The 20,344-nt window shown below is 53.3% G+C and carries 17 protein-coding genes; 9 read left to right on the forward strand and 8 right to left on the reverse strand.

What is annotated here, in order from left to right:
- Nucleotides 1-223: 223 nt before the first annotated feature.
- Nucleotides 224-760, forward strand: coding sequence for an NUDIX hydrolase (locus JR338_10005; GenBank protein QRN82743.1), 537 nt, complete (start codon nt 224-226; stop codon nt 758-760).
- 178 nt (nt 761-938) lie between these two features.
- On the forward strand, nt 939-1,841 hold the full coding sequence (locus JR338_10010; GenBank protein ID QRN82744.1) for a DMT family transporter: 903 nt from the start codon (nt 939-941) through the stop codon (nt 1,839-1,841).
- Between the two features lie 4 nt (nt 1,842-1,845).
- Here the strand turns inward: JR338_10010 and JR338_10015 are convergent, their stop codons facing one another.
- The gene (locus JR338_10015; protein ID QRN82745.1) at nt 1,846-3,129 is read right to left on the reverse strand and encodes an MFS transporter; all 1,284 of its coding nucleotides are present in this window, start codon (nt 3,127-3,129) and stop codon (nt 1,846-1,848) included.
- Nucleotides 3,130-3,135: 6 nt separating this feature from the next.
- Nucleotides 3,136-4,194 carry a winged helix-turn-helix transcriptional regulator gene (locus JR338_10020; GenBank protein QRN82746.1) on the reverse strand — a complete coding sequence of 353 codons (1,059 nt, stop codon included), beginning with the start codon at nt 4,192-4,194 and terminating at the stop codon, nt 3,136-3,138.
- 495 nt (nt 4,195-4,689) lie between these two features.
- Between JR338_10020 and JR338_10025 the strand changes: the two genes are divergently transcribed.
- A complete protein-coding gene (locus JR338_10025) occupies nt 4,690-6,087 on the forward strand; it encodes an LCP family protein (GenBank protein ID QRN82747.1) in 1,398 nt (465 codons plus the stop codon).
- 8 nt (nt 6,088-6,095) lie between these two features.
- Nucleotides 6,096-6,509: a DUF1232 domain-containing protein gene (locus tag JR338_10030; GenBank protein QRN82748.1), complete on the forward strand. Its 414-nt coding sequence runs from the start codon at nt 6,096-6,098 to the stop codon at nt 6,507-6,509.
- Here the strand turns inward: JR338_10030 and JR338_10035 are convergent.
- A complete protein-coding gene (locus tag JR338_10035; GenBank protein QRN82749.1) occupies nt 6,506-6,922 on the reverse strand; it encodes a GNAT family N-acetyltransferase in 417 nt (138 codons plus the stop codon). The two genes, JR338_10030 and JR338_10035, sit on opposite strands and share 4 nt — an antisense overlap.
- Nucleotides 6,923-7,110: 188 nt before the next feature.
- On the opposite strand from JR338_10035, the gene JR338_10040 reads away from it, so the two are divergent.
- A complete protein-coding gene (locus tag JR338_10040) occupies nt 7,111-8,436 on the forward strand; it encodes a C39 family peptidase (protein QRN82750.1) in 1,326 nt (441 codons plus the stop codon).
- Between the two features lie 55 nt (nt 8,437-8,491).
- Nucleotides 8,492-9,385 (forward strand): DMT family transporter, encoded by an 894-nt coding sequence (locus tag JR338_10045; protein QRN82751.1) that lies wholly within the window; start codon nt 8,492-8,494, stop codon nt 9,383-9,385.
- Nucleotides 9,386-9,443: 58 nt separating this feature from the next.
- Here JR338_10045 and JR338_10050 read toward each other — a convergent pair whose 3' ends face one another.
- On the reverse strand, nt 9,444-10,091 hold the full coding sequence (locus JR338_10050) for a hypothetical protein (GenBank protein QRN82752.1): 648 nt from the start codon (nt 10,089-10,091) through the stop codon (nt 9,444-9,446).
- A gap of 109 nt (nt 10,092-10,200) precedes the next feature.
- Here JR338_10050 and rsmG point away from each other — a divergent pair, with 109 nt between their 5' ends.
- The 3 genes from rsmG to JR338_10065 all read left to right on the forward strand — a co-directional run bounded on the left by rsmG (nt 10,201) and on the right by JR338_10065 (nt 14,320).
- A complete protein-coding gene (rsmG, locus tag JR338_10055) occupies nt 10,201-10,917 on the forward strand; it encodes a 16S rRNA (guanine(527)-N(7))-methyltransferase RsmG (GenBank protein QRN82753.1) in 717 nt (238 codons plus the stop codon).
- Nucleotides 10,918-11,100: 183 nt separating this feature from the next.
- Entirely contained in the window at nt 11,101-12,354 is a 1,254-nt protein-coding gene (locus JR338_10060; GenBank protein QRN82754.1) for a HEAT repeat domain-containing protein, read from the forward strand.
- 91 nt (nt 12,355-12,445) lie between these two features.
- The gene (locus tag JR338_10065) at nt 12,446-14,320 is read left to right on the forward strand and encodes a cellulase family glycosylhydrolase (protein ID QRN82755.1); all 1,875 of its coding nucleotides are present in this window, start codon (nt 12,446-12,448) and stop codon (nt 14,318-14,320) included.
- Between the two features lie 10 nt (nt 14,321-14,330).
- Here JR338_10065 and JR338_10070 read toward each other — a convergent pair whose 3' ends face one another.
- The 4 genes from JR338_10070 to uvrA form a co-directional block, all read right to left on the reverse strand.
- Entirely contained in the window at nt 14,331-14,546 is a 216-nt protein-coding gene (locus tag JR338_10070; GenBank protein QRN82756.1) for a hypothetical protein, read from the reverse strand.
- A gap of 85 nt (nt 14,547-14,631) precedes the next feature.
- Nucleotides 14,632-15,987 carry a PD40 domain-containing protein gene (locus JR338_10075; GenBank protein QRN82757.1) on the reverse strand — a complete coding sequence of 452 codons (1,356 nt, stop codon included), beginning with the start codon at nt 15,985-15,987 and terminating at the stop codon, nt 14,632-14,634.
- Nucleotides 15,988-16,154: 167 nt separating this feature from the next.
- Nucleotides 16,155-16,880, reverse strand: coding sequence for a LysM peptidoglycan-binding domain-containing protein (locus tag JR338_10080; GenBank protein QRN82758.1), 726 nt, complete (start codon nt 16,878-16,880; stop codon nt 16,155-16,157).
- A gap of 140 nt (nt 16,881-17,020) precedes the next feature.
- Complete coding sequence (gene uvrA, locus JR338_10085) at nt 17,021-19,921, reverse strand: excinuclease ABC subunit UvrA (protein ID QRN84416.1); 2,901 nt, start codon at nt 19,919-19,921, stop codon at nt 17,021-17,023.
- Nucleotides 19,922-20,344 lie beyond the last annotated feature (423 nt).

Raw genomic sequence — 20,344 nt, forward strand, 5'->3', positions numbered from 1 at the left:
AATTTAATAGTAAATCCGAGGTATATCCCCGGTGGGAAAGATATGATCTTTGATAATTCACCGTCGGAGTATTTCAGGGGATAAATATTCCCTCGTGGTTTGAATGGGTGGATTCGGACATTCAGTAGGGACGCGGTGTGCGCTGCGTCCCTACTGTTATTAACCGCTATAATTGGATTGGCTGTCAAAAAAGCTATCACCTAATATTCACTGGAGGATACCCATGGAATCCTGGAAAACGATCAAACGCGAACAGGTTTTAGATCTCTCACCCTTTCTCAAAGTTGAACAGCATACTGTTGTCCTGCCGAATGGGCAGGTGATTGAAAAGTGGCCCTGGATTATCACGCCGGATTTTGTCAATATCGCCGTGATCACAATCGAGGGGGAGTATCTCGTATTCCGCCAAACCAAATACAGCATCACGGGAACTACGCTGGCACCCGTTGGCGGCTATATTGAACCGGGCGAAGAGCCCCTGGCCGCAGCCAAGCGTGAACTATTGGAAGAAACCGGTTTTGTGGCGGAACATTGGGAAAACCTGGGCGAATTTGCGGTGGATGGCAACCGGGGTAATGGGATCGCGCATTTCTTTCTGGCACGAGAGGCTCACCCGGTGGCTCAAATTGACGCCGATGACCTGGAAGAGCAGGAATTACTACGCTTATCCCGGGCGGAAGTGGAAGCGGCTGTTGCCCGAGGCGCATTCAAAGTGCTGCCCTGGCAAACTGTGATGGCTCTGGCCTTATTACGCTGGTAAGAACGCAATAATCGTCTATAATGGGGGCACCACCCTGAGTGACTAGGGTTCCGTCGCTTTGCGAGTCTGGACCGAGCGTCACAAAAGCCGGATGGCGTAGCACCTGGTCGGATAAAAGCCGGGAGGGATGAGGATGGCTGATGTTTAACTGTGCCTATTCTCATTTCAAGGAGCTGCGATGAAAAAATCCCCACAAACCCGAGCGATTTTCCAGGCCTTATTTGTGACCTTCCTCTGGTCCACTTCCTGGGTGCTGATTAAAATTTCCCTCAATGACATTCCCCCTTTAATATTCGCAGGCTTGCGCTACAGCCTGGCGGCTTTGTTACTTCTGCCTGCCATGCTTAAGCAGCGGGGGGCTTTTGCCTCGCTCACTCGCAAGGATTGGCGGAATCTCGTGCTGCTTGGGATTGTGTTCTATGCGCTGACGCAGGGCGGCCAGTTCGTAACGATGAAATATCTGGACACGATCACATTCAGCCTGCTGCTCAATTTCTCGACAGTTGTAGTGGCTTTGCTGGGGATCGTTGGGCTGCGGGAGTCTCCTTCGCTTTTGCAATGGGGCGGGATCGCCCTTTTTATTGGTGGCGTATTGCTCTATTTTCTGCCCCAGGGCAGTCTTGCAGGTTCAACTTTGGGTTTTCTCCTGGCAGGGATGAGTATTGTTTCCAATGCAGTGGGGTCTTTGATGGGCCGAAGTGTGAACCGTGAGAAGCGAATCCCACCGATGATCGTCACGGGGGTCAGCATGGGGATTGGGGCGGTCCTGATGTTGGGAGTGGGCGTGGCTGTTGAACCTTGGCCGAAGCTCAGCCTGGCGAATATTCTGGTGATCCTCTGGCTGGGGGCGGTCAACACGGCCTTTGCCTTTTACCTTTGGAATATCAGCCTGCAGCACCTCACAGCGATGGAATCCAGCATCATCAATAACACAATGATGATCCAGATCGCCGTCCTGTCCTGGATCTTCCTGCACGAACGCCTCAATTGGATGGAGATTGTGGCTCTGTTGATTGCGGCCGTTGGGATCTTCCTGGCGAATATCCGCAGGCAGAAAACCATCAAGGTGCCGGAATCCTAAAGGGCTATTCCTTAGTGAGTGTTGGCTTTACACCCTTTTTCTTCTTAAGAAAGTAGGAATAATACATCGCGATGGCAATGGTATACATGGTGATCGTCCCGATGAAAGGGGGGCCGAAGCCATAGGATACCTGCATCCAGCCGCTGATGGTTGGGCTGAAGGCGCGCCCAAAGGATTGAACCATGCTGTTCAGGCTGGCGACCATGGCTCGGGATTCGCTGTTTACCTGTTCCATCACAAAGGTCTGATAGACCGGGGAACTCATGTTCATCAGGATCACCCGGAAGAAATAGGCGACCAGGCTCAGGCTGAACCATGGGGAGAAGCCCAGCAGGATCAGGAAGGGGATCGAGAGCGCCTGGGTGACCACCACGACCTTGATCTTGCCATACTTGTCGGCAAAGGCCGGGGCCATGATGAAGCCTATGCCCATTGCCAATGATCCCCAGGCGAAGATCGTGCCGATCACATGATCCGGCTGGTGGTGAACGGTGCTGAAGAAGATGTTCATGAAGGGCATAATCAGGCCGGCGCCAATTGAGGTCATGAACATGGGCAGGAGGAGTTTACTCAACTTGCCCGGGTTCTTTCGGACAAAGGTGATTGGGGCGAAAGCGGTCTTTTCTTCCGAGGGAAATTTATTCCGCTTGAGCATCAGCCGGGGGATGACCGCAAAAGCGACCAGAACACCAGAGGCGCCGATGGCCCAGGTATAGGCGTTGGGGCTGGTTGCGGGCGTGTCGAGGAGATTGCCAAACCAGGTGGGAAGATATCCACCGATCCAGTTGCCGACAGAAAGCGCAGCCATCCTTAGCCCGGAGGCAATGCTGAAGAGATAGGTGCGTTCCAGTTCTTCGCTGTTTTCCATCAGGAACGGTCCGGTGGTGACGCCGCCCAGGCTGGAACCGATGCCCAGGGTGATATTCATTGCGATCATCATTGCTGAGCTGGGGAACGCGACCATCAACACAATTGAGGGGCCGATCAGGAAGCTGGAGATGACCAGCGAGCGTTTGCGCCCGAGGATATCCGCCAAATAGCCCATCGGCAGGGCGGCAATCAGCACCGTCATGCTGCTCGTGGTCGCCACGAGGCCCATGAAGGTCTCATCATAGCCCAGGCTGCGGAGATAGAAATTCAGGAGGATGTTGTAGACGCCGTAGCCCATCCCAAAGATCAGGATGCTGATCAGGTATTTCCAGGCATTGGGCTTGAAGGCCCGCACCCGGGCGATATAGGTTTTCAGCACGCCATTGGCGGCTTCCGTGTGTTTCTCGTGTAAGGACAAGGCGGTTTAATCTCCTGACAGGAAATCCTGAAAATTAATCAGGGTGGCATCGAGGCCTTCCTGGCGGATGGTGTAACGGCGTTCCGTTTTGGGGGCAACAGTCACCAGCACCAGCCCTGCCAGACGCAGGATGTGCAGGTGGTGGACAACGGTGGGGGGGCGCAACCGCAGGCTCTTGGCCAGGTCGCTGGGGGTCGAGGGCCCTTCCAGCAGAGTGCGCAGGATGCGCAAGCGGGTGGGGTCTGCCAGGGCCTTGAGAGCATTCAGCAGTTCCTCCGGCACCAGTTCGCCGGGGACGAGGGGCGTCCCTTTTGGGCGAGCGCCAAAGGCGACATAGCTGGTTGCAGCGCTGCGGGAATCGAAAAACACGAAGGGTGATCCCCAGAAGGCGGGGACCAGCACCAATTCTTCAACTTCACGGACCCAGTCCATCCGCACCCCATTTGAGATGTCTTCCAACACTGAAACCAGGTCTTCCTGTTCAACACGCACTGTTACGTCGGCAAGCGCTATTTTCTGGGCAGGCAGGATTCGGGTTTCTTCCTCGTGAAAGAAATTCTCCACATAGGCCGTCAGGGCCTGATAAAGGGCTTCGCCGAAGGCGGCGGGGTCAGACCAGGCTGTGAAGATGGCCCGAACGAAGGGTTTGCCGGGGTTTCCTGGCTTAGGGTAAAGAGTTTTAATATGTTCTTCGTTTGCCTCGGTCAGGCTTTCTGCTCCCACCAATGAATGCAGGTAGGCCAAGGCTTCGCGGCTTTCTTCATCGTCCGCGCCGGTGAACATCAGCGCTGCAAGCCGTTCTGCTGCCGGGATGTCAGCAAGGGCATTTAGCACGACTTGGGCGTCTTTGGGTTCGGGCAGGGTGTGGATCCAGCGCATCGGCACCCGGATGATCTGGGCGGCCTGCTCCAGCGTTTCGCGAAGGGAGAGGGGAAGTCGAGAGCGAACCCCGGCGGCCCAGGAGGGACGCAGGCCAAACTCGTTCGGCTTGTGCAGGATCCGGAGGCTGATGAAGAGATCATAGGCGCTGCCCTGATCCCAGATGATGTGTGGTTTTTGGCTCATAGCTTTGACAGGCTTTCGTCTTTGTTTTAGCTTATCCTCGGATTTTGAGTAAACAAGAGGATTGATATTAGATAATAATCTAATTGAGGTACAGAGTCAAGCTAGCCTTTTATATCGTTTGATGGGTCTCGTGTTTGTCTAGATATAGATTATTCCACAATACTTATTGGCGCGCAGAAGAACACTGCACACCCTACAATGAAGATGTAGGGTGCGCTCCGGTTTTTGAGCGCACCACACCACCCAATGTCTGTCAATCAAATCAAATAGTTATCCGGATTGCGTTGTACAATAGAAATAAGCACACAGGGGTCAGGAGAGAAGTGTTTCGTGAGTGGATACCATTTATCTATCAACTGGATTTAACCGGTTTTATCGAAAAGACACAAAATTCATTGTAGCAACGCTAATAGCGCGAAATATGCCTCTATTTATTTTCATGGAGTTGGATGTTAGAATCGAAAAAAGCAAGTTTTCCTGAATTTGGAGTGAAAAATGCGATTTTTTGAATCGATAAAGCAGAATTTCCCCAAGGATTGGGCCACCCGGATCATATTGGCGCTGGTTTTGGTTGCATCTTTGGTGGGCGCATACTTTGCCCATAACCTGGTCAGCCGCCTGCTGGCCGGAACCACAGCTTTTACCCTGCCGGGAGATCCGGTGGTTTCCACCACCGAGGAACCTGGAGAGGAGGCTGTGCCTACCAGCGAACCCGTAATCAACCTACCTGACCCAGACCCCTGGGATGGCACCAGCCGGATCAATATCCTGATCATGGGATTGGACCTGCGGGATGCGGAGGGGGAAGACGCCGCCCCCCGATCGGACACGATGATCCTGCTGACGATGGACCCACTCAATAACACAGCCGCAGCAATTGCGATCCCTCGTGATATGTGGGTGGGAATTCCCGGCTATGGCTATTACAAGATTAACACGGCCTACCGTTTAGGTGAGCTGAATGACCTGCCCGGTGGCGGCCCTGCCCTCGCGGTTCAGACGGTGGAGGAGTTCCTGGGGGTACCGATTGACTTCTATGCCCAGGTGGATTTCCAGGCTTTTGTGGATTTTATAGATCACATCAACGGCATCAAGATCACCTTTGATGAGCCCTACACTATTGACCGGCGCGGCAAGTGGAACACGGAAGTACTGGAGCCGGGGACCTATGTCCTCGATGGCGAATATACCCTCGCCTATGCCCGTGACCGACACTCAGAGGGTGATGACTTTGATCGGTCGGCCCGTCAGCTGGATGTCATCATGAAGATCCGTGACCGTATCCTGGAATTTAATCAGCTTCCCAGTTTGGTGATGAACGCTCCGGCGATCTATGAAGACCTTTCCACCGGCATCCGCACCAATATGTCCCTGAACCAGATCATTCAGCTGGCCTGGAAAGCTATGGATATCCCTTATGAGAATATCCAGATGGTTGTGATTGGGCCTTCCTATATCACCATCGAAACCTCACCAGACGGCCTCAATATCCTCAGACCGATTCCCGACAAGATCCGTTTGTTGCGCGATGAGGTCTTTGGCATTGGCGGATTGATTGCCCCTGTGACGGAAGGCGACCTGGCAAGCCGGGTGGCTGCGGAAGCACCGACCATCACCGTACTCAACGGCAGTTACCAGACCGGCCTGGAAGAGACCACCGCAGAGTGGCTCCGGCAGCAGGGTTTTGTCGTGCTTGAAACCGGGGTGGGCCCGACGACTGCGATCACCGAAGTGACTCTTCAAGGCTACGCACCTTACGGGCTGAGCTGGATAGCGGAGACCTTTGGGATTGCAGCCGGACAGCGGGATTATGATTTCACCAATGACCGAACGCAGCCGGATTTAATTTTGATCCTTGGGGATGATTGGGCCTATTCTAACCCTATGCCATAAGTGATACGATGAAAAAACTACTTGAAAAACTGAAAGAAAAAGCCCGCTGGATGAAACAGCAGGCGTATGTCCTTTTCCTGGCCTATAAGGACCCTCGAACGCCCTGGACGGCGAAGGTTTTTGCCGCTGTGGTTGTGGCTTATGCCTTCAGCCCCATTGACTTGGTCCCGGACTTCATCCCCGTTCTCGGCTATCTGGATGATCTGCTGCTGGTACCGCTGGGGGTTGCTCTGGCTATGAAGATGATCCCGGAGGAAGTGCTGGTGGATGCCCGCGCAGGGGTGGATACCGCATTCCCGGATGGCAAGCCGAAGAACTGGGTTGCCGGTGCGATTATTGTCGCCATTTGGGTGGTCATCCTGGCGTTGGTAGTGTTTTGGATGGTGCGCTGGATTGGTGACCTGAGGGCAGGTGCTGTCTAGAGCGCTTTCGTCAGGAAATGGCGGGTATGGCTGGTGGGAAAATTCTCCAGGCGGCCAAATTCCTGATAGCCCAATTTTTGATAGAAGGCGGGCGCTTGAAAACTGAAGGTGTCCAGATAGGCATGGCTGGCGCCGCGCTGACGGGCTTCCGCTTCGGCCGCTTCCAGCAGCTGGCAGCCGTAACCCTGGCCGCGCAGGTCTTCCCGCACCCACATCAAGTTGACATAGAGCCAGTCCCAATAGGTGGCGCCGATCACCCCTCCCACGATCTCACCCTCGGGTGTCTCCAGCACGAAACAGAGGTTCTGACCGCGATCGTCCCCGGCCTGTTGGGTGTTGAACTCGGACAGCGCACCGCCGATGATTTCCCAGGGCGGCTCTTTTCTGGGATTGATCTGAAGGGGAGTTGACATATCTGTTCTCCTTCTGAAAAGGTTAACTTACTTAATGAGTATATCGTGAAGTTGATCACAGTTGGGTGAACGAATGGGCGTGATAAACCGTCTAAAGCATAAAGCGAATTCATGTCAACGATAATTTTGGATGGATTAAATGTTAACAACCGATTTGCAATAAAAAAGGGAAGCGATATAATCCGGTTATGTCCAAGCTATGGAAAAAGTTCAAGAATTCGAAATATAAAATACTTTGGATCCTTTTGATCCTTATCGTCGGTGTGGCGTTGCTGGTGGGGGTCTATCACCTCCCACCTGTTCACTCCCGTTTGGCCTGGCGTGTCTCCAATCTACGGGCGAAAATTTACTATTTCTTTAACCCGCCAGATCAGGAGGCGTTCACCCCCGCTCAGCAGGCTGAGATGGATGACATCGTCCTGCAGACCATGACGGCGTTGCCCCCTGTGCCAACAGCGACCCTGCAGCCCAGTCTGACGCCAACGAACTATGTCCCACCGACGCCGACGATCACTGCCACCCCCACGGCAACACCCACGCCCATTCCGGACGAGGTGCGGCTGGAGGGGACGATCCATGAATTTGAGACCTTTAATAACTGCGGCCCTGCGACCCTTTCCATGGCCCTATCCTATTGGGGTTGGGAGGGCGACCAGTCTGTGATCGGGTCGGTGCTCAAACCCAACTGGCGGGACCGCAATGTGATGCCCTATGAGCTGGTTGACTATGTGGAGGATTTCACTGACTTTAAAGCTGTTCTGCGCTATGGGGGCGATGTTGACCTGCTCAAGCAGTTGATTGCCGCGGGGTACCCCGTGGTGATTGAGAAGGGCTTTGAGGAAGAAGTACCCGATAGGGGCTGGATGGGTCATTATGGCCTGCTCACAGGTTATAACGATGAGAAGGGCTGGTTCTTGATCCAGGATTCCTATGTGGCGGCAGATTACGCCGTGCTTTATGATCGGGTGGCGCGTCACTGGCGGTCCTTCAATTACCTCTACTTTGTGGTTTATCCAGCGGAACAGGAAAGCGATGTGATGGCAATCCTAGGTTCGAATGCGGATGAGACCGCGAACCTGCAATACGCCGCTCAGAAAGCCTTGAATGAAATTTATGCCCTGGATGGCCGCGAACTTTTCTTTGCCTGGTACAACTATGGCACCAGCCTGATGTATTTGGGCGATTACTACGGTTCAGCCCAGGCCTATGACCAGGCCTTTGCCATCTATGCCAACCTCAGCCCGCGTCCCTGGCGGATGCTCTGGTATCAGACCGGGCCCTATTTCTCCTATTATTGGACGGGGCGCTACCAGGATGTGATCAGCCTGGCCAACAAGACCTTTGATGACTCTTCTGAACCCGCGATTGAAGAAAGCTGGGTCTGGCGGGGCCGGGCAAAGGCCATGCTGGGTGATATTGATGGCGCGATCGAGGATTTTGAGACCGCGCTCGAATGGCATCCCGGTTGGTGGGTGGCCCGGAGTGAATTGGAAAGCCTCGGTGTCACGCCATAGGTGTGTATTCCAGTTCAGATTTATTGATTGAAATTATGAAGGGAAGTTTCCGACTTTGACAGCAGACCTCCTCTTGCTCTTGACGGCTGCCATCTGGGGTTTTGCCTTTGTCGCTCAGCGGCTGGGCAACCTCTATATGGGGCCGTTCACCTTCAATGCCATCCGGTTCAGTCTGGGGGCCTTGGCTTTGGTGCCGCTGCTCCTTTGGCAGCGTCGCAAAGGTGTTGACCGGCCGGCAGTGCCCCTGCGCAAGCTGGCCTTGCCGATGCTGGCGACCGGGCTGGTGCTGTTTGCCGGGGCGTCGCTTCAGCAGGTGGGTCTGCTGGGGACGACGGCGGGCAAGGCCGGGTTCATCACCGGGCTGTATGTGGTGCTGGTGCCGCTGTTAGCGCTCACCTGGGGTCGCCGCACGCACCTGGCGCATTGGGTTGGTGCATTGCTGGCGGTGGTCGGCCTCTATCTGCTGTCGGTCACCAGTGGTTTTTCCATCTCACCCTATGACCTGATTGTGCTGGTTGGAGCGTTCATCTGGGCCGGACATGTCCACTTGATTGGCCGTTATGCCGGCCAGGTAGGGCCGGTCCGGCTGGCGATTGTTCAGTTTGCCATCACGGGGCTGCTCAGTGGTATTGTGGCGCTGTTTTTTGAGACGGTGACCTGGGCGGATATTGTCTCCGGGATTGGGCCGATCCTGTTTGGCGCATTCTTGTCGGTTGGCCTTGCCTACACCCTGCAGATTGTTGCTCAGCGCACGGCAGACCCTACCCACGCCGCCATCATCCTCAGCTTGGAGGGGGCTTTTGCCGCTCTGGGTGGATGGCTGGTTTTGCAGGAGGTGTTGAGCTTGCGGGGGTTACTGGGCTGCGGGTTGATGCTGGCCGGAACGTTGATCTCACAGTTTGCCGTCAAGCCGCGTACAGATCAAATTGTGTCAGAAGAGGCTGGCTGAAAGAAAAAACCGCGCTGGTATATTCGCGCAGCGGGGGAAAAGGACTAAGTTTAAAGGCTTAGGATAAGTTAACTGTAGAGACTGAAATGCTTTCCAGATAGGCTTTGATTTCCGGGTAGAACTGGATCAGGATGTTATCCAAAAAAGTCACGCCCTGAAAGCTGGTGTAGAACACATGGATATCCTCAACCATGTCTGGCGGAAGGGTTAGTGAGAGCATCTCGAGGTCAGATTTTTGGGGCGGTTTGGACAGGTAGTGCTGGAGCATGGCATGCCAGTCCTTCACGGCTTGTTCGCTGGCGCCAAAAGTCAACTCTTCGGGAAGGATAACTTTCATTTCAGATGTAATGGAGTCCCAATGGTCCAGCTGGTTATAAAGATAGAGGTCCTGCAGGATCTTCAAAGTATGGAAAGTTGGCCGGCGTTTGGGAACCAAATTGTAGAGGCGCGCTTTATATTGCCCAATGTAGTCATTCCAGTAATCGTCAACATAGGTGTGGAAGAGTAGTCCGGCCCGGAACCCTGTCTGGGTTTGCATTTCTTCAATCGTCACATTGTGGATATGAGTCAAATCCCGTTCAATTTGAGCGGGGTAACGGATATCCGGGTAACAGGTTCCGATGATAAAGGCTTGGTGGTCAAGGTGTTTGAAATAGAGCGGATAGGCTGTTTCAGCAACCAGGACATGTGTGGCTGGCCAGGGCATGAGGTTTATTTTACTTATTTCGGTTATTCGTTGCAAGTCTGCTGAATCTATTCACAATAAAGTTGGCTATAATTAACCCAACCTCTATTGAATGGATAGAAAGATCGGTATGAACTTTTTGGAAAATGCCGCAATGTCCCTGGTCGGACTAAAACTCTCCCAGGATCAACTTGCCAGGTTTCAGGTTTATGAAAATGAGCTTGTAGAGTGGAATGAAAGGATAAACCTGACGGCAATCAGAGATGTGGAAGGCATTCGCACTAAACACTTCCTTGATTCGCTCACCGTCCTGCTGGCCTGGGAACGCCAGAGCCCACCTGGCCGAATTATTGATATTGGGACAGGCGCAGGTTTCCCTGGGTTGGTCCTGAAATTGATCTGGCCATCCTCGCAGGTCACCCTGGTGGAATCGGTTCATAAAAAAGCAGACTTCTGCCGGCATATGGTGGAAAAATTAAATCTGCAGCAGGTGACGGTCCTTTCGGAACGGGCGGAAACCGTTGGACAAGACCCGGAGCATCGCCAGGCTTATGACCTGGCTGTGGCGCGGGCGGTGGCGAGGATGCCGATTTTGATGGAATATCTATTACCCCTGATCCATCGCAATGGGATTGCCATGGCGATGAAAGGGGAGAGCGCACCTGCGGAAACCCAATCCGCTGAGAAAGCCATCCACCTTTTGGGTGGCAAGTTACACAAATTGATTCGAGTTGAACTGCCTGCCGTTGTTGAGGAGCGGTTCATTGTTGTGGTGGATAAAATTGCCCGGACGCCGGAGGAATACCCCAGAAGGACAGGCGTTCCAGCGAAAAACCCCATCCAATGAACCTTAAAATTTCTCTCTTAAATGTAGTAAACTTATATGACAATGGTAGATCAATTTAAAAGAAATAAAAATAAACAAGAAGAAGTCGATCGCTGCCTTAAACTGATTCAGTCCAGAAATCCACGAGACCGATCTTATGCAGCAAAACGCTTGGGGGAGTTAAAAGCAAGGCCTGATATTCTGATGTCCCTGATGGACGATCCGAATGGATTTGTGCGCTCTGCCTCAGCCGAGGCTTTGGGGCGTTCTGTGGAGCTGCCCGCTCCTGAGGTTGTCTCTTGTCTGCTCGCTGCCATTGATGACCCTAATAATTATGTCTGCGCTGCGGCGGTGAACTCACTGGGCTTGCTCCAGGCCAGCCAGGCGCTGGAACAGATCGAAGCCTGCCTGGATGACCAGCAGCCAATTGTGGTGCAGGCGGCAATCCTGGCGATGGCTCGGATTGAGCCTGAGCGAATCCAACCCCGCTTGATTGAATTCCTGCATTCAGATGAATACCTGATCCATTTGGCCTCCACCCGCGCTTGTGGGTGGTTGTGTTATGGGGAGTGCAGCGCGGATGTGTTGCAAGCGTTGAAGAACTTCATGGAGACCAACGAAGAGCAGGACCTCAAGCTGCCAAAGCTCTATATTGAGGTGCTGGCGCGTTTGGATAAGAAAGACGCCATTCCTCTTCTGGTGGATATTGCCGAGAAGGAAGTAGGGTTGCGCGGGGTGGCTGTGGAAGCCCTGGTGGAGATGAACGCGGAAGAAGCCGCCTCCATCCTCTCTCCGCTGCTCAGTGACCCAAGCAACCGGCTGCGGCGGAATCTGATTGAGATGATGATGCAGGCTAATTATGAGGCCGCATTGCCATTGGTCCGCCCCTTGCTGCGAGATAGTGCCATCACCGTCCGGGAAACAGCCCTGGCTGCCGTTTCCAAATGGGGCGATATGGTCTCAATTGACGAAGTTCGCAATATTGCTTATAACGACCCCAACCCCTTTGTCCGTCCCCAGGCAGTTATCACCCTGACCCGGCTCCTTGGGCAAGATGCGATGCCTGATCTGGTAGATCTGGCGGATGACCTAAATTTGCATGTCCGTCGGGCTGTGGCTCAGTGCATGGCCAAGATGGATTTCCTTACACCGGAATCTCGCCAGGTTTTGCTCCATTTGGCCAGTGACCTGGATACGGCTGAATTTGCGCAGGAAGCCCTTTCAGCGCATGACCTGATGGGAATTCAGCCAATGCCGTCCCCCAAACCCTCCATCAAGGTGCCCGTGCCGGAACAAATCGTCACAGACAGCCAGCCTCTGCTGAATCTATTGGAGACCTGGCAGGAATCTTTACCGGAGCTGCAGCGTGGATTTAACCTGGAAACCCTTTCCGAGGTGGACCAGGCGCTCTCGACCTTGATCCTATATCTGAGGGAGCTGAATAACGGCACGGACTAATCCGGTTTGCCATAGGGTAGGAGGAGGATAATCGTTGATCATTTGGCGGGATGAATGAATCAGCGGTTTTTTATAACCATAGGAGAATAAAATGCAGACCTCAAGTCATTGGTTCCTTGATGCAGTTGGCCGACGATTGCTTTTACGGGGGGTGAATCTCAGCGGTGCTTCAAAGGTGCCGGTGGAACCAAACGGTGCAACACATTTGCGTGAGGGCTTTTTTAGTCACCGTGAGGTGAGTTTCGTTGGGCGACCATTCCCACTGGCGGAGGCGGATGAACACTTTCGGCGGCTGCGTCACTGGGGGCTGACAACTTTGCGGCTCCTGACGACCTGGGAAGCGATCGAACATGCTGGCCCGGGGATTTATGACAAGGCATATCTCGATTATCTGACAGCAGTGGTAAATAAGGCCGGGGAACATGGCCTGCGGGTGTTCATTGATCCGCACCAGGATGTCTGGTCGCGCTTCTCCGGTGGTGATGGCGCGCCGGGCTGGACCTTGGAATCGGTTGGCTTCAACCTTGAAAATTTGCACGATACCGGAGCAGCCTTTGTGCACGCGATGGTGGGCGATGACTATCCCCGGATGATCTGGTTCACCAATGGTTATAAATTGGCCTCCGCCACGATGTTCATGTTGTTCTTCGCAGGGAATGAGTTTGCTTCCAAGACGATGATTGATGGCAAGCCAGCCCAGGAATTTTTACAAACACACTATATTGCTGCCATCAAACAAATCGCCAGCCGATTGAAGGGCTTGCCCTGGGTGATCGGCTATGATTCGCTCAATGAGCCTTCGGAAGGTTGGATTGGGATGGCGAACCTGGCCGCCCACGAGACCGAAAATATGCTGGGCGATACTCCGACACCCTTCCAGAGCATGATGTTGGCGGATGGGATTCCTACTGAAGTGGATTTCCTTGAGCTGAAAGGCCTGGGTATCAAAAAGACCGGCACTCGCCTGCTCAATCCGAATGGTTTACGGGCCTGGCAGGGCAACCAGGTCGGTGTGTGGCGCGCCAATGGCGTTTGGGACTATGATAAGCAGGGGCAGCCTAAATTGCTGCGCCCGGATTATTTTGCTCAATTTATGGGGCGGCCTGTGGAATTCAATAATGACTTCCTGAAGCCCTTTATCAACCGTTTTGGCGAAGAGATTCGCCAGGCAGATCCCGGTAAGCTGATCTTCATTGAAAGCGTGCCGCACAAGACGATGCCCACCTGGACCGAGGAGGATATCAGCGGGATTGTTGATTCCTCGCATTGGTATGATGACCTGACCCTGATCACTAAACAATACCGCTCTTTCGCAGGCTTTGACCTGATCACAGAGAACGTTGTTCTGGGCCCCGGGCGGGTCAAGAAGATGTTCCGCCAGGTGCTTGGCGGCATTAAAAACCGAACAGTGGAAAAATTAGGTGATATCCCCACCTTGATTGGTGAGTTTGGCATTCCTTTTGACATGTATGCCAAGAAGGCCTATGAAACCGGTGATTTTAGCAAACAAGAGCAGGCTCTGGATAGATCTTTCCAGGCTCTGGAAGCAAACCTCCTGCATGCCACGCTTTGGAATTACACGCCGGATAACTCCAATGCACATGGCGATCTTTGGAATGAGGAAGACCTTTCTATCTTCAGCCGGGACCAGCAAACCAACCCAATGGATATCAATTCCGGTGCCCGGGCGCCAGCTGCCTTTATCCGGCCCTATCCACTGGCAACCGCCGGTGAGCCGCTGGCCTTTTCCTTCGATATGCGCAGTAAGCACTTCAAATTCAGCTTTCTGGGGGACGAGCAACTGACTGCACCGACAGAAATTTTCGTGCCGGAATATCACTATGACGCCGGGATCAAGATTACGGTGTCCGATGGGACCTATGATTACCAGCCGGAGATCGAGCGGTTATTTTATTGGCCTGAAGGCCCCGCTGGTGAACACTGGGTGCAAATTAAACCCGCCTAGAATCCTTCGGTCAGAATCCATACTTTTTGAGCAGATCCTGCAGATCCTTGGGGTCATCCGCCCATTCTTCCATATAGCCGCAAATTGTGCAGCAATACTTTGTGGTGTGGATGGATTTAAAGCTGGAGGGTGGTTTCGCGCCGCTGAACATAGCCGGAGGCTGGAATTCGCCGGGAATGCGGATGATCTCATTTGAGCGGCATTTTGGGCATTGTAAGTTTTTCATCTCGCCACTTCCTGTCAGTATGGTTTGCAAGATGAATTTATTTTAGGGGGAGAATCCTCTCAAAACCTCGCGGGTTGGATGTGATTCAGGGCAGCCAAACCGGACGGGCGGCATCCTCGATAATCCGCTCGCTTTCAGCCCTTCCCCATTGCCAAAGCCAGACAGCGGTAGGGAAGCCTGTACTGCCGGTATCCAGGCTTTGATAGATCAGGCGCTGACCGGAAGGACTCCAATGATAGGAGCTGAAGGTCACGGCGGGTATGTTGGCAATTAGTTGGATCTCGCGGCCATCCAGTTTGAGCACCCATAAGGCTTTGCTGTTGGTGGAATTGACCGCCCGCAGACTGACGGCGATCCATTCGCCATCGGGGGTATATCGGGGTTGGCTGAAAATGGTGCCTTCCGAATCCTCTTGCAGGACTCGTTCAACGCTTTGATCGGTCAGGTCTGCGATGAATAACGCAGCTTCAGGTTCCAGAGCGGAAGGGATTAGATCGGTGAACAGCAGCTTGTTTCCGTCAGATGACCAGTCCCCCATTTCTTCCACTTCGGTGGGAATCAGCGTTTCCTGGGCTGTTTCCAGATTCAGGATTTGAATGGCGCGCTGATCGAAATTGTAGAACGCTAGATGTTGACCGTCCGGCGAGAAGGAGGGCAGCTCTCCTGTGACGGCTGCCTCAGGGTAAAGGGGAGTCGTCTCAAGGGTCTGTGTGTCGTAAAGCCAGATTTGGGGGGATTGTAACAGGCCGGTCACCTCGTTGCGATCTTGCCGGGCATAAGCGATCAAGGCACTTTCCGTTGACCAGGCTGGCTGGCTGCAGTAATCCGACCCGCAATCGACGATTAAGGTCTGGACTGCGCCGTCGCGGTCTATGGTCCAAAGGTCGCTGCCGCCCTCATCGTTCTCGGCTGCGTAAACAATGACCTCACCGACCCGGTTAGGGGCATAGTCAATGATCTTTCCGCCGGTATCCGTCAGGACTACACCTGCTTGATCAGTAAAGCTCCAGCGCCAAAGGTCACCGCCATTCTGGGCCAGGACGAGATATAGAAGTTCCGTGGAACGGATGGAGAGGTTCCACTCCATTTTCAAATTTAGAGTTTCGCCATCCGAGGATTTCGCACCGGATCGGAGGGAAAGGGATAGCCCCTGCATCGGATCGATGGGCTCATCCGGGTAGAACCAGAGGGTGTTTTGCTCCCACACAAAACGCCCCGGGGTTTTTGGTGTGAACGAAATCCGATCTTCAACTGAAGATTGGTCCATGGGGCGGTCGAATTGCAGTCCAACCGGGCCATAAACACCAACCTGTCCGTTTTCGGTCAGGGTGACCGCATCAACTTGAATGTCGCCTTGCCTATTGTTGAATTGCAAATAGATCAACGTTGCAGCGAGGAGGACAACAACCAGAATGAGTAAGATTCGGAGATATGGTTTCATAATTTCGGAAGACGGATCGACTTGCCCCTCTCAATGATACGATCCGGTAAGGTAGAAGATGTTGTATTGGTATTATACCCAGAACGAAGCTTTTTGCTGGGAAATAAAAAATCAGCGGCCTTTGATTTATGAAGGCCGCTGATTTGAATTGCGTGTATGTGCTTTGATTAAGGCGTCGGTGTGGCTGTGGCAGTGGGTGTGCTGGTGGTTGTGGGTACAGGAGTGACGATGTTCACTGGAATGACAACGACATCGCCGACATAGAGGTCGCCTTCATCTTCCATCACATCCAAATCATTTGCCTGACGGTATTTGTTGGTCTCCGAAAAGATGCGATCCACGGTGCTATTGAAGCGTTCAGCCAGGTCATAAAGATTGTCGCCGGCTCGAACGGTATATTCAATCAAAGTGCCGGGAGCGATATCGGTTGGCAATGGGGTTACAGTAGGCAATATCTGGCCGGGAGCGGGGATCATGATCGTCTGGCCCGGTGTGATATAGCAGGAACTGTTCAAACTGTTGAGTGCAAGCAATACGTCCACATCAACATCAAATTGTCCAGCGATCGATGTACAGTTATCGCCTTCCTGAACAACATATTCAAATGGACCGGATGGTGTTACTGTAGCTGTGATGGTGGGCGTCATGGTGATGGTTGCTGTCATCGTAGGTGTGGATGTCGGTGTCACCGGCGTCGGTGTTGGGGTTTCGGTAGGGATCGGTGTCTTGGTCTTGAAGAGGGTGATGCCGCCACCACCGCCGGTCAGATAGACGACCAGCAAGACGATCCCGGCAACAGCCAAGAGGATTGCCAGGCCGCCAAGGATATAAGGACCCATTTGTTGTTTTCTTCGGTACGATGAAATGACGTTCTTCGCGTTTTTATTGCGCATAAGGTTTCCTTTTTCAAATGAGGATCGGCCCATAATCCCGCGCAGGGCTGTCCCAACATTGAGTTTTGGTGGCTATATTTTAACCGATAATCAAAATGAGGTCGAGTCTGTTAAAAATACCCTTAATTGCATAAAAAAGGTTAAGATCGCGCAGTTTTTGTGCAGTCCAGAATCTTCTTCATGAATTGACCGGTATAAGATTGTTTGACCTCGCAGAGGTGTTCGGGGGTACCAGTGGCGATGATCTCCCCGCCGGCGTCCCCGCCCTCGGGACCGAGGTCTATGATCCAGTCTGACACTTTGATGATATCCAGGTTATGCTCAATGATCACGACTGTGTTGCCTTCATCCACCAATCGCTGGAGCACTTCAATCAGGCGGTGCACGTCTGCGGCATGCAAACCCACCGAGGGCTCATCCAGGACATACAGTGTGCTGCCGGTGGAGCGACGGGATAGTTCCTTTGAGAGTTTGACCCGTTGTGCTTCGCCGCCGGATAGGGTTGTGGCGGCCTGTCCCAATCGAATATAGCCCAGGCCGACATCCTGCAGGGTCTCCAGCCGGCGGGTGATCTTGGGATGCGCTTTGAAGAATTCAGCGGCAGTGTCAATGGTCATATCCAGGATCTCTGCGATGTTTTTATCCTTGAAGCGGATTTGCAGGGTCTCGCGGTTATAGCGGCTGCCGTGGCAGACATCACAGGGGACATAGACATCCGGCAGGAATTGCATCTCGATCACGAGTTGTCCCTGCCCGGCGCATGCCTCGCACCGTCCCCCTTTAACATTGAAGGAGAAGCGTCCTTTTTGATAGCCGCGCATCTTGCTTTCCGGCAGCTCTGCGAAGAGGTCCCGGATCGAATCAAACACACCGGTGTAGGTGCCGGGGTTGGAGCGCGGCGTCCGGCCGATGGGGGATTGGTCAATATTGATGATCTTGTCTAGATGCTCCACACCTTCCAGCGATTGAAAATCGCCTGGGCTGGTATGTGCGCCGTGAAGCTGTTTGGCCAGGGTTTTATAGAGTGTATCGATCAGCAGGGAGGACTTGCCTGACCCCGAGACACCAGTGATGCAGACGAACTTGCCTAGAGGGATATCCAGGGTGACATCCTTGAGGTTGTTTTGGGTCGCACCTGTCAGCACAAGGTGCTTGCCGTTGCCATCCCGTCGTTTTTCCGGGACGGGCACATATTTCCGTCCGGAGAGGTAGGCGCCGGTCAGGGAGTTGGGATTGTTGATGATATCTTCCGGCGGGCCTTCTGCGATCACTTCGCCGCCCAGATCACCGGCGCCCGGCCCAAGATCCACGATCCAGTCAGCGCGGCGGATGGTTTCTTCGTCGTGTTCAACGACCAGCACGGTGTTACCGAGGTCGCGCATGCCTTCCAGCGTGACCAGCAGGCGTTCGTTATCGCGGGGGTGCAGGCCAATTGAGGGCTCATCCAGCACATAAAGCACGCCCATCAGCCGGGAGCCGATCTGGGTTGCCAGGCGGATGCGTTGGGCTTCGCCACCGGAAAGTGACCCGGCAGAACGCTGCAGGGTGAGGTAATCGAGCCCCACATTGACCAGGAAACCCAATCGGGCCTTGATCTCCTTGAGGATTCGCTCAGCGATCAGGGTGTCTCGATGGTTGAAGGGGGTATCGTCGCTGGTTAATTTCTCCACCCAGTCCAGGCTTTTATGCACTGGCCATTTGGTGACCTCGACGATGTTCTTGCCATCCACGGTGACGGCCAGGGCTTCTTTTCGCAGCCGATCGCCGCCGCAAGTCGGGCAGGGCCGGTCGCTCATGAATTCTGCGATCCTGCCGCGCTGATGTTCTGAATTGGTCTCTCGGTAGCGGCGTTCAAGGTTGGGGATCACACCCTCAAATTTAGCTTTGAAGGAGCTTTTCCGTCCATTTCGGCCGGTATATTCAACGGTCATCTCCTCATCTCCGGTGCCATATAGGATGACATGAAGTTTTTCTTCCGGAAGGGAGGAAACGGGCGCTTCCAGGTCAACATCATACTTATTGGCGGCGGCTTCGAGCATCTGCCAGTAGTATCCGCCATCTTCCTTGGGCCCGCTCCAGGCTGAATCGATGATTGCGCCATCTTTCAGCGAAAGGGAGCGGTTCGGGATCAGCAGGTCCGGGTCAATCTCACGATAGCTGCCGAGACCCTGACAGGTGGGGCAAGCGCCGTGGGGTGTGTTGAAGGAAAAAGTGCGGGGTTCAATCTCAGTGATCACGCTGCCGTGTTCCGGGCAGGCCAGATGTTCCGAGAACTGAATATCGCGGGGATCGTCCTGTGAGAGGATCTGGACAGTGATATAACCATCGCCAAATTTGAGCGCAGTCTCTACCGAATCGGTCAGTCGGGACCGGGCAGCCTGGGCGTCCTCGTCATTTTCGGTCTCGCGCAGGATCAACCGGTCAACCACTGCTTCGATGGTGTGCTTTTTGTAGCGATCGAGGTCAAATTCCTCATCCAGGGGGTAGGTTTCGCCATCTACCCGGGCGCGGACGAACCCTGCCTTACGGATTTCTTCGAAGACAGCCTGGTAAGTGCCTTTACGCTCCCGAACCAGAGGGGAAAGGATCTGCAGGCGACTGTCTTTGGGCAGTGCTTCGATATCTTCCACGATCTCCTGGGCGGATTGTTTCTGGACCACTCGCCCGCAAATTGGGCAGTGGGGGATGCCGACGCGGGCATAGAGCAGCCGCAGATAGTCATACACTTCTGTGACCGTGCCAACAGTGGAACGCGGATTATGGGAAGTGGCCTTTTGATCAATAGAAACCGCGGGGGAAAGCCCTTCAATGCTGTCCACATCCGGTTTGTTCATCTGACCGAGGAACTGACGGGCATAGGCCGAAAGTGATTCCACATAGCGGCGCTGCCCTTCAGCGAAGATCGTATCGAATGCCAGGGAACTTTTACCGGAACCTGAGAGACCGGTGATCACCACGAATTTATCCCGAGGGATTTCAACGGTGATGTTTTTTAGGTTGTGCTCACGCGCGCCAATTACGCGCAGGTTGTCTCTTGCCATCATGTTAATATTTTCGCTCATTCTGCTAAGTATAGTACAAATGGTCTAAGAATTGAAGTTCAGATGCGCTTCGGAGGCCATTACGCAAACTTTAATTATACCTGCCGGAGATTGAGTCCGGCGAGTCCCATTTATGAGAAGAAGATGATTTTTTACCCCTAAATTTAGATACTAGCCTGAGGCTTGCTGTTTGTTATACTCAATTGTGAGCTTAATAACCATTATTGTATTTCTACTTAGTAAGCTACCGTTATTGGTAGTCCCTTGAGAACTATGACCTGTCTCCGAAGTAACTCAAAGTTAGTCACTCTCGGCAAGCTTTTTCTGCTTGCTGGTTTAATCGCGGCTGTTTATTTTTTGGTCCGGATTACTGGGGGAATCAAGTATGTCTTTTCCCATACGATGTATCTCCCAATCTTATTG

This window comes from Chloroflexota bacterium (genome assembly GCA_016887485.1).
GTDB lineage: Bacteria > Chloroflexota > Anaerolineae > Anaerolineales > Anaerolineaceae > Brevifilum.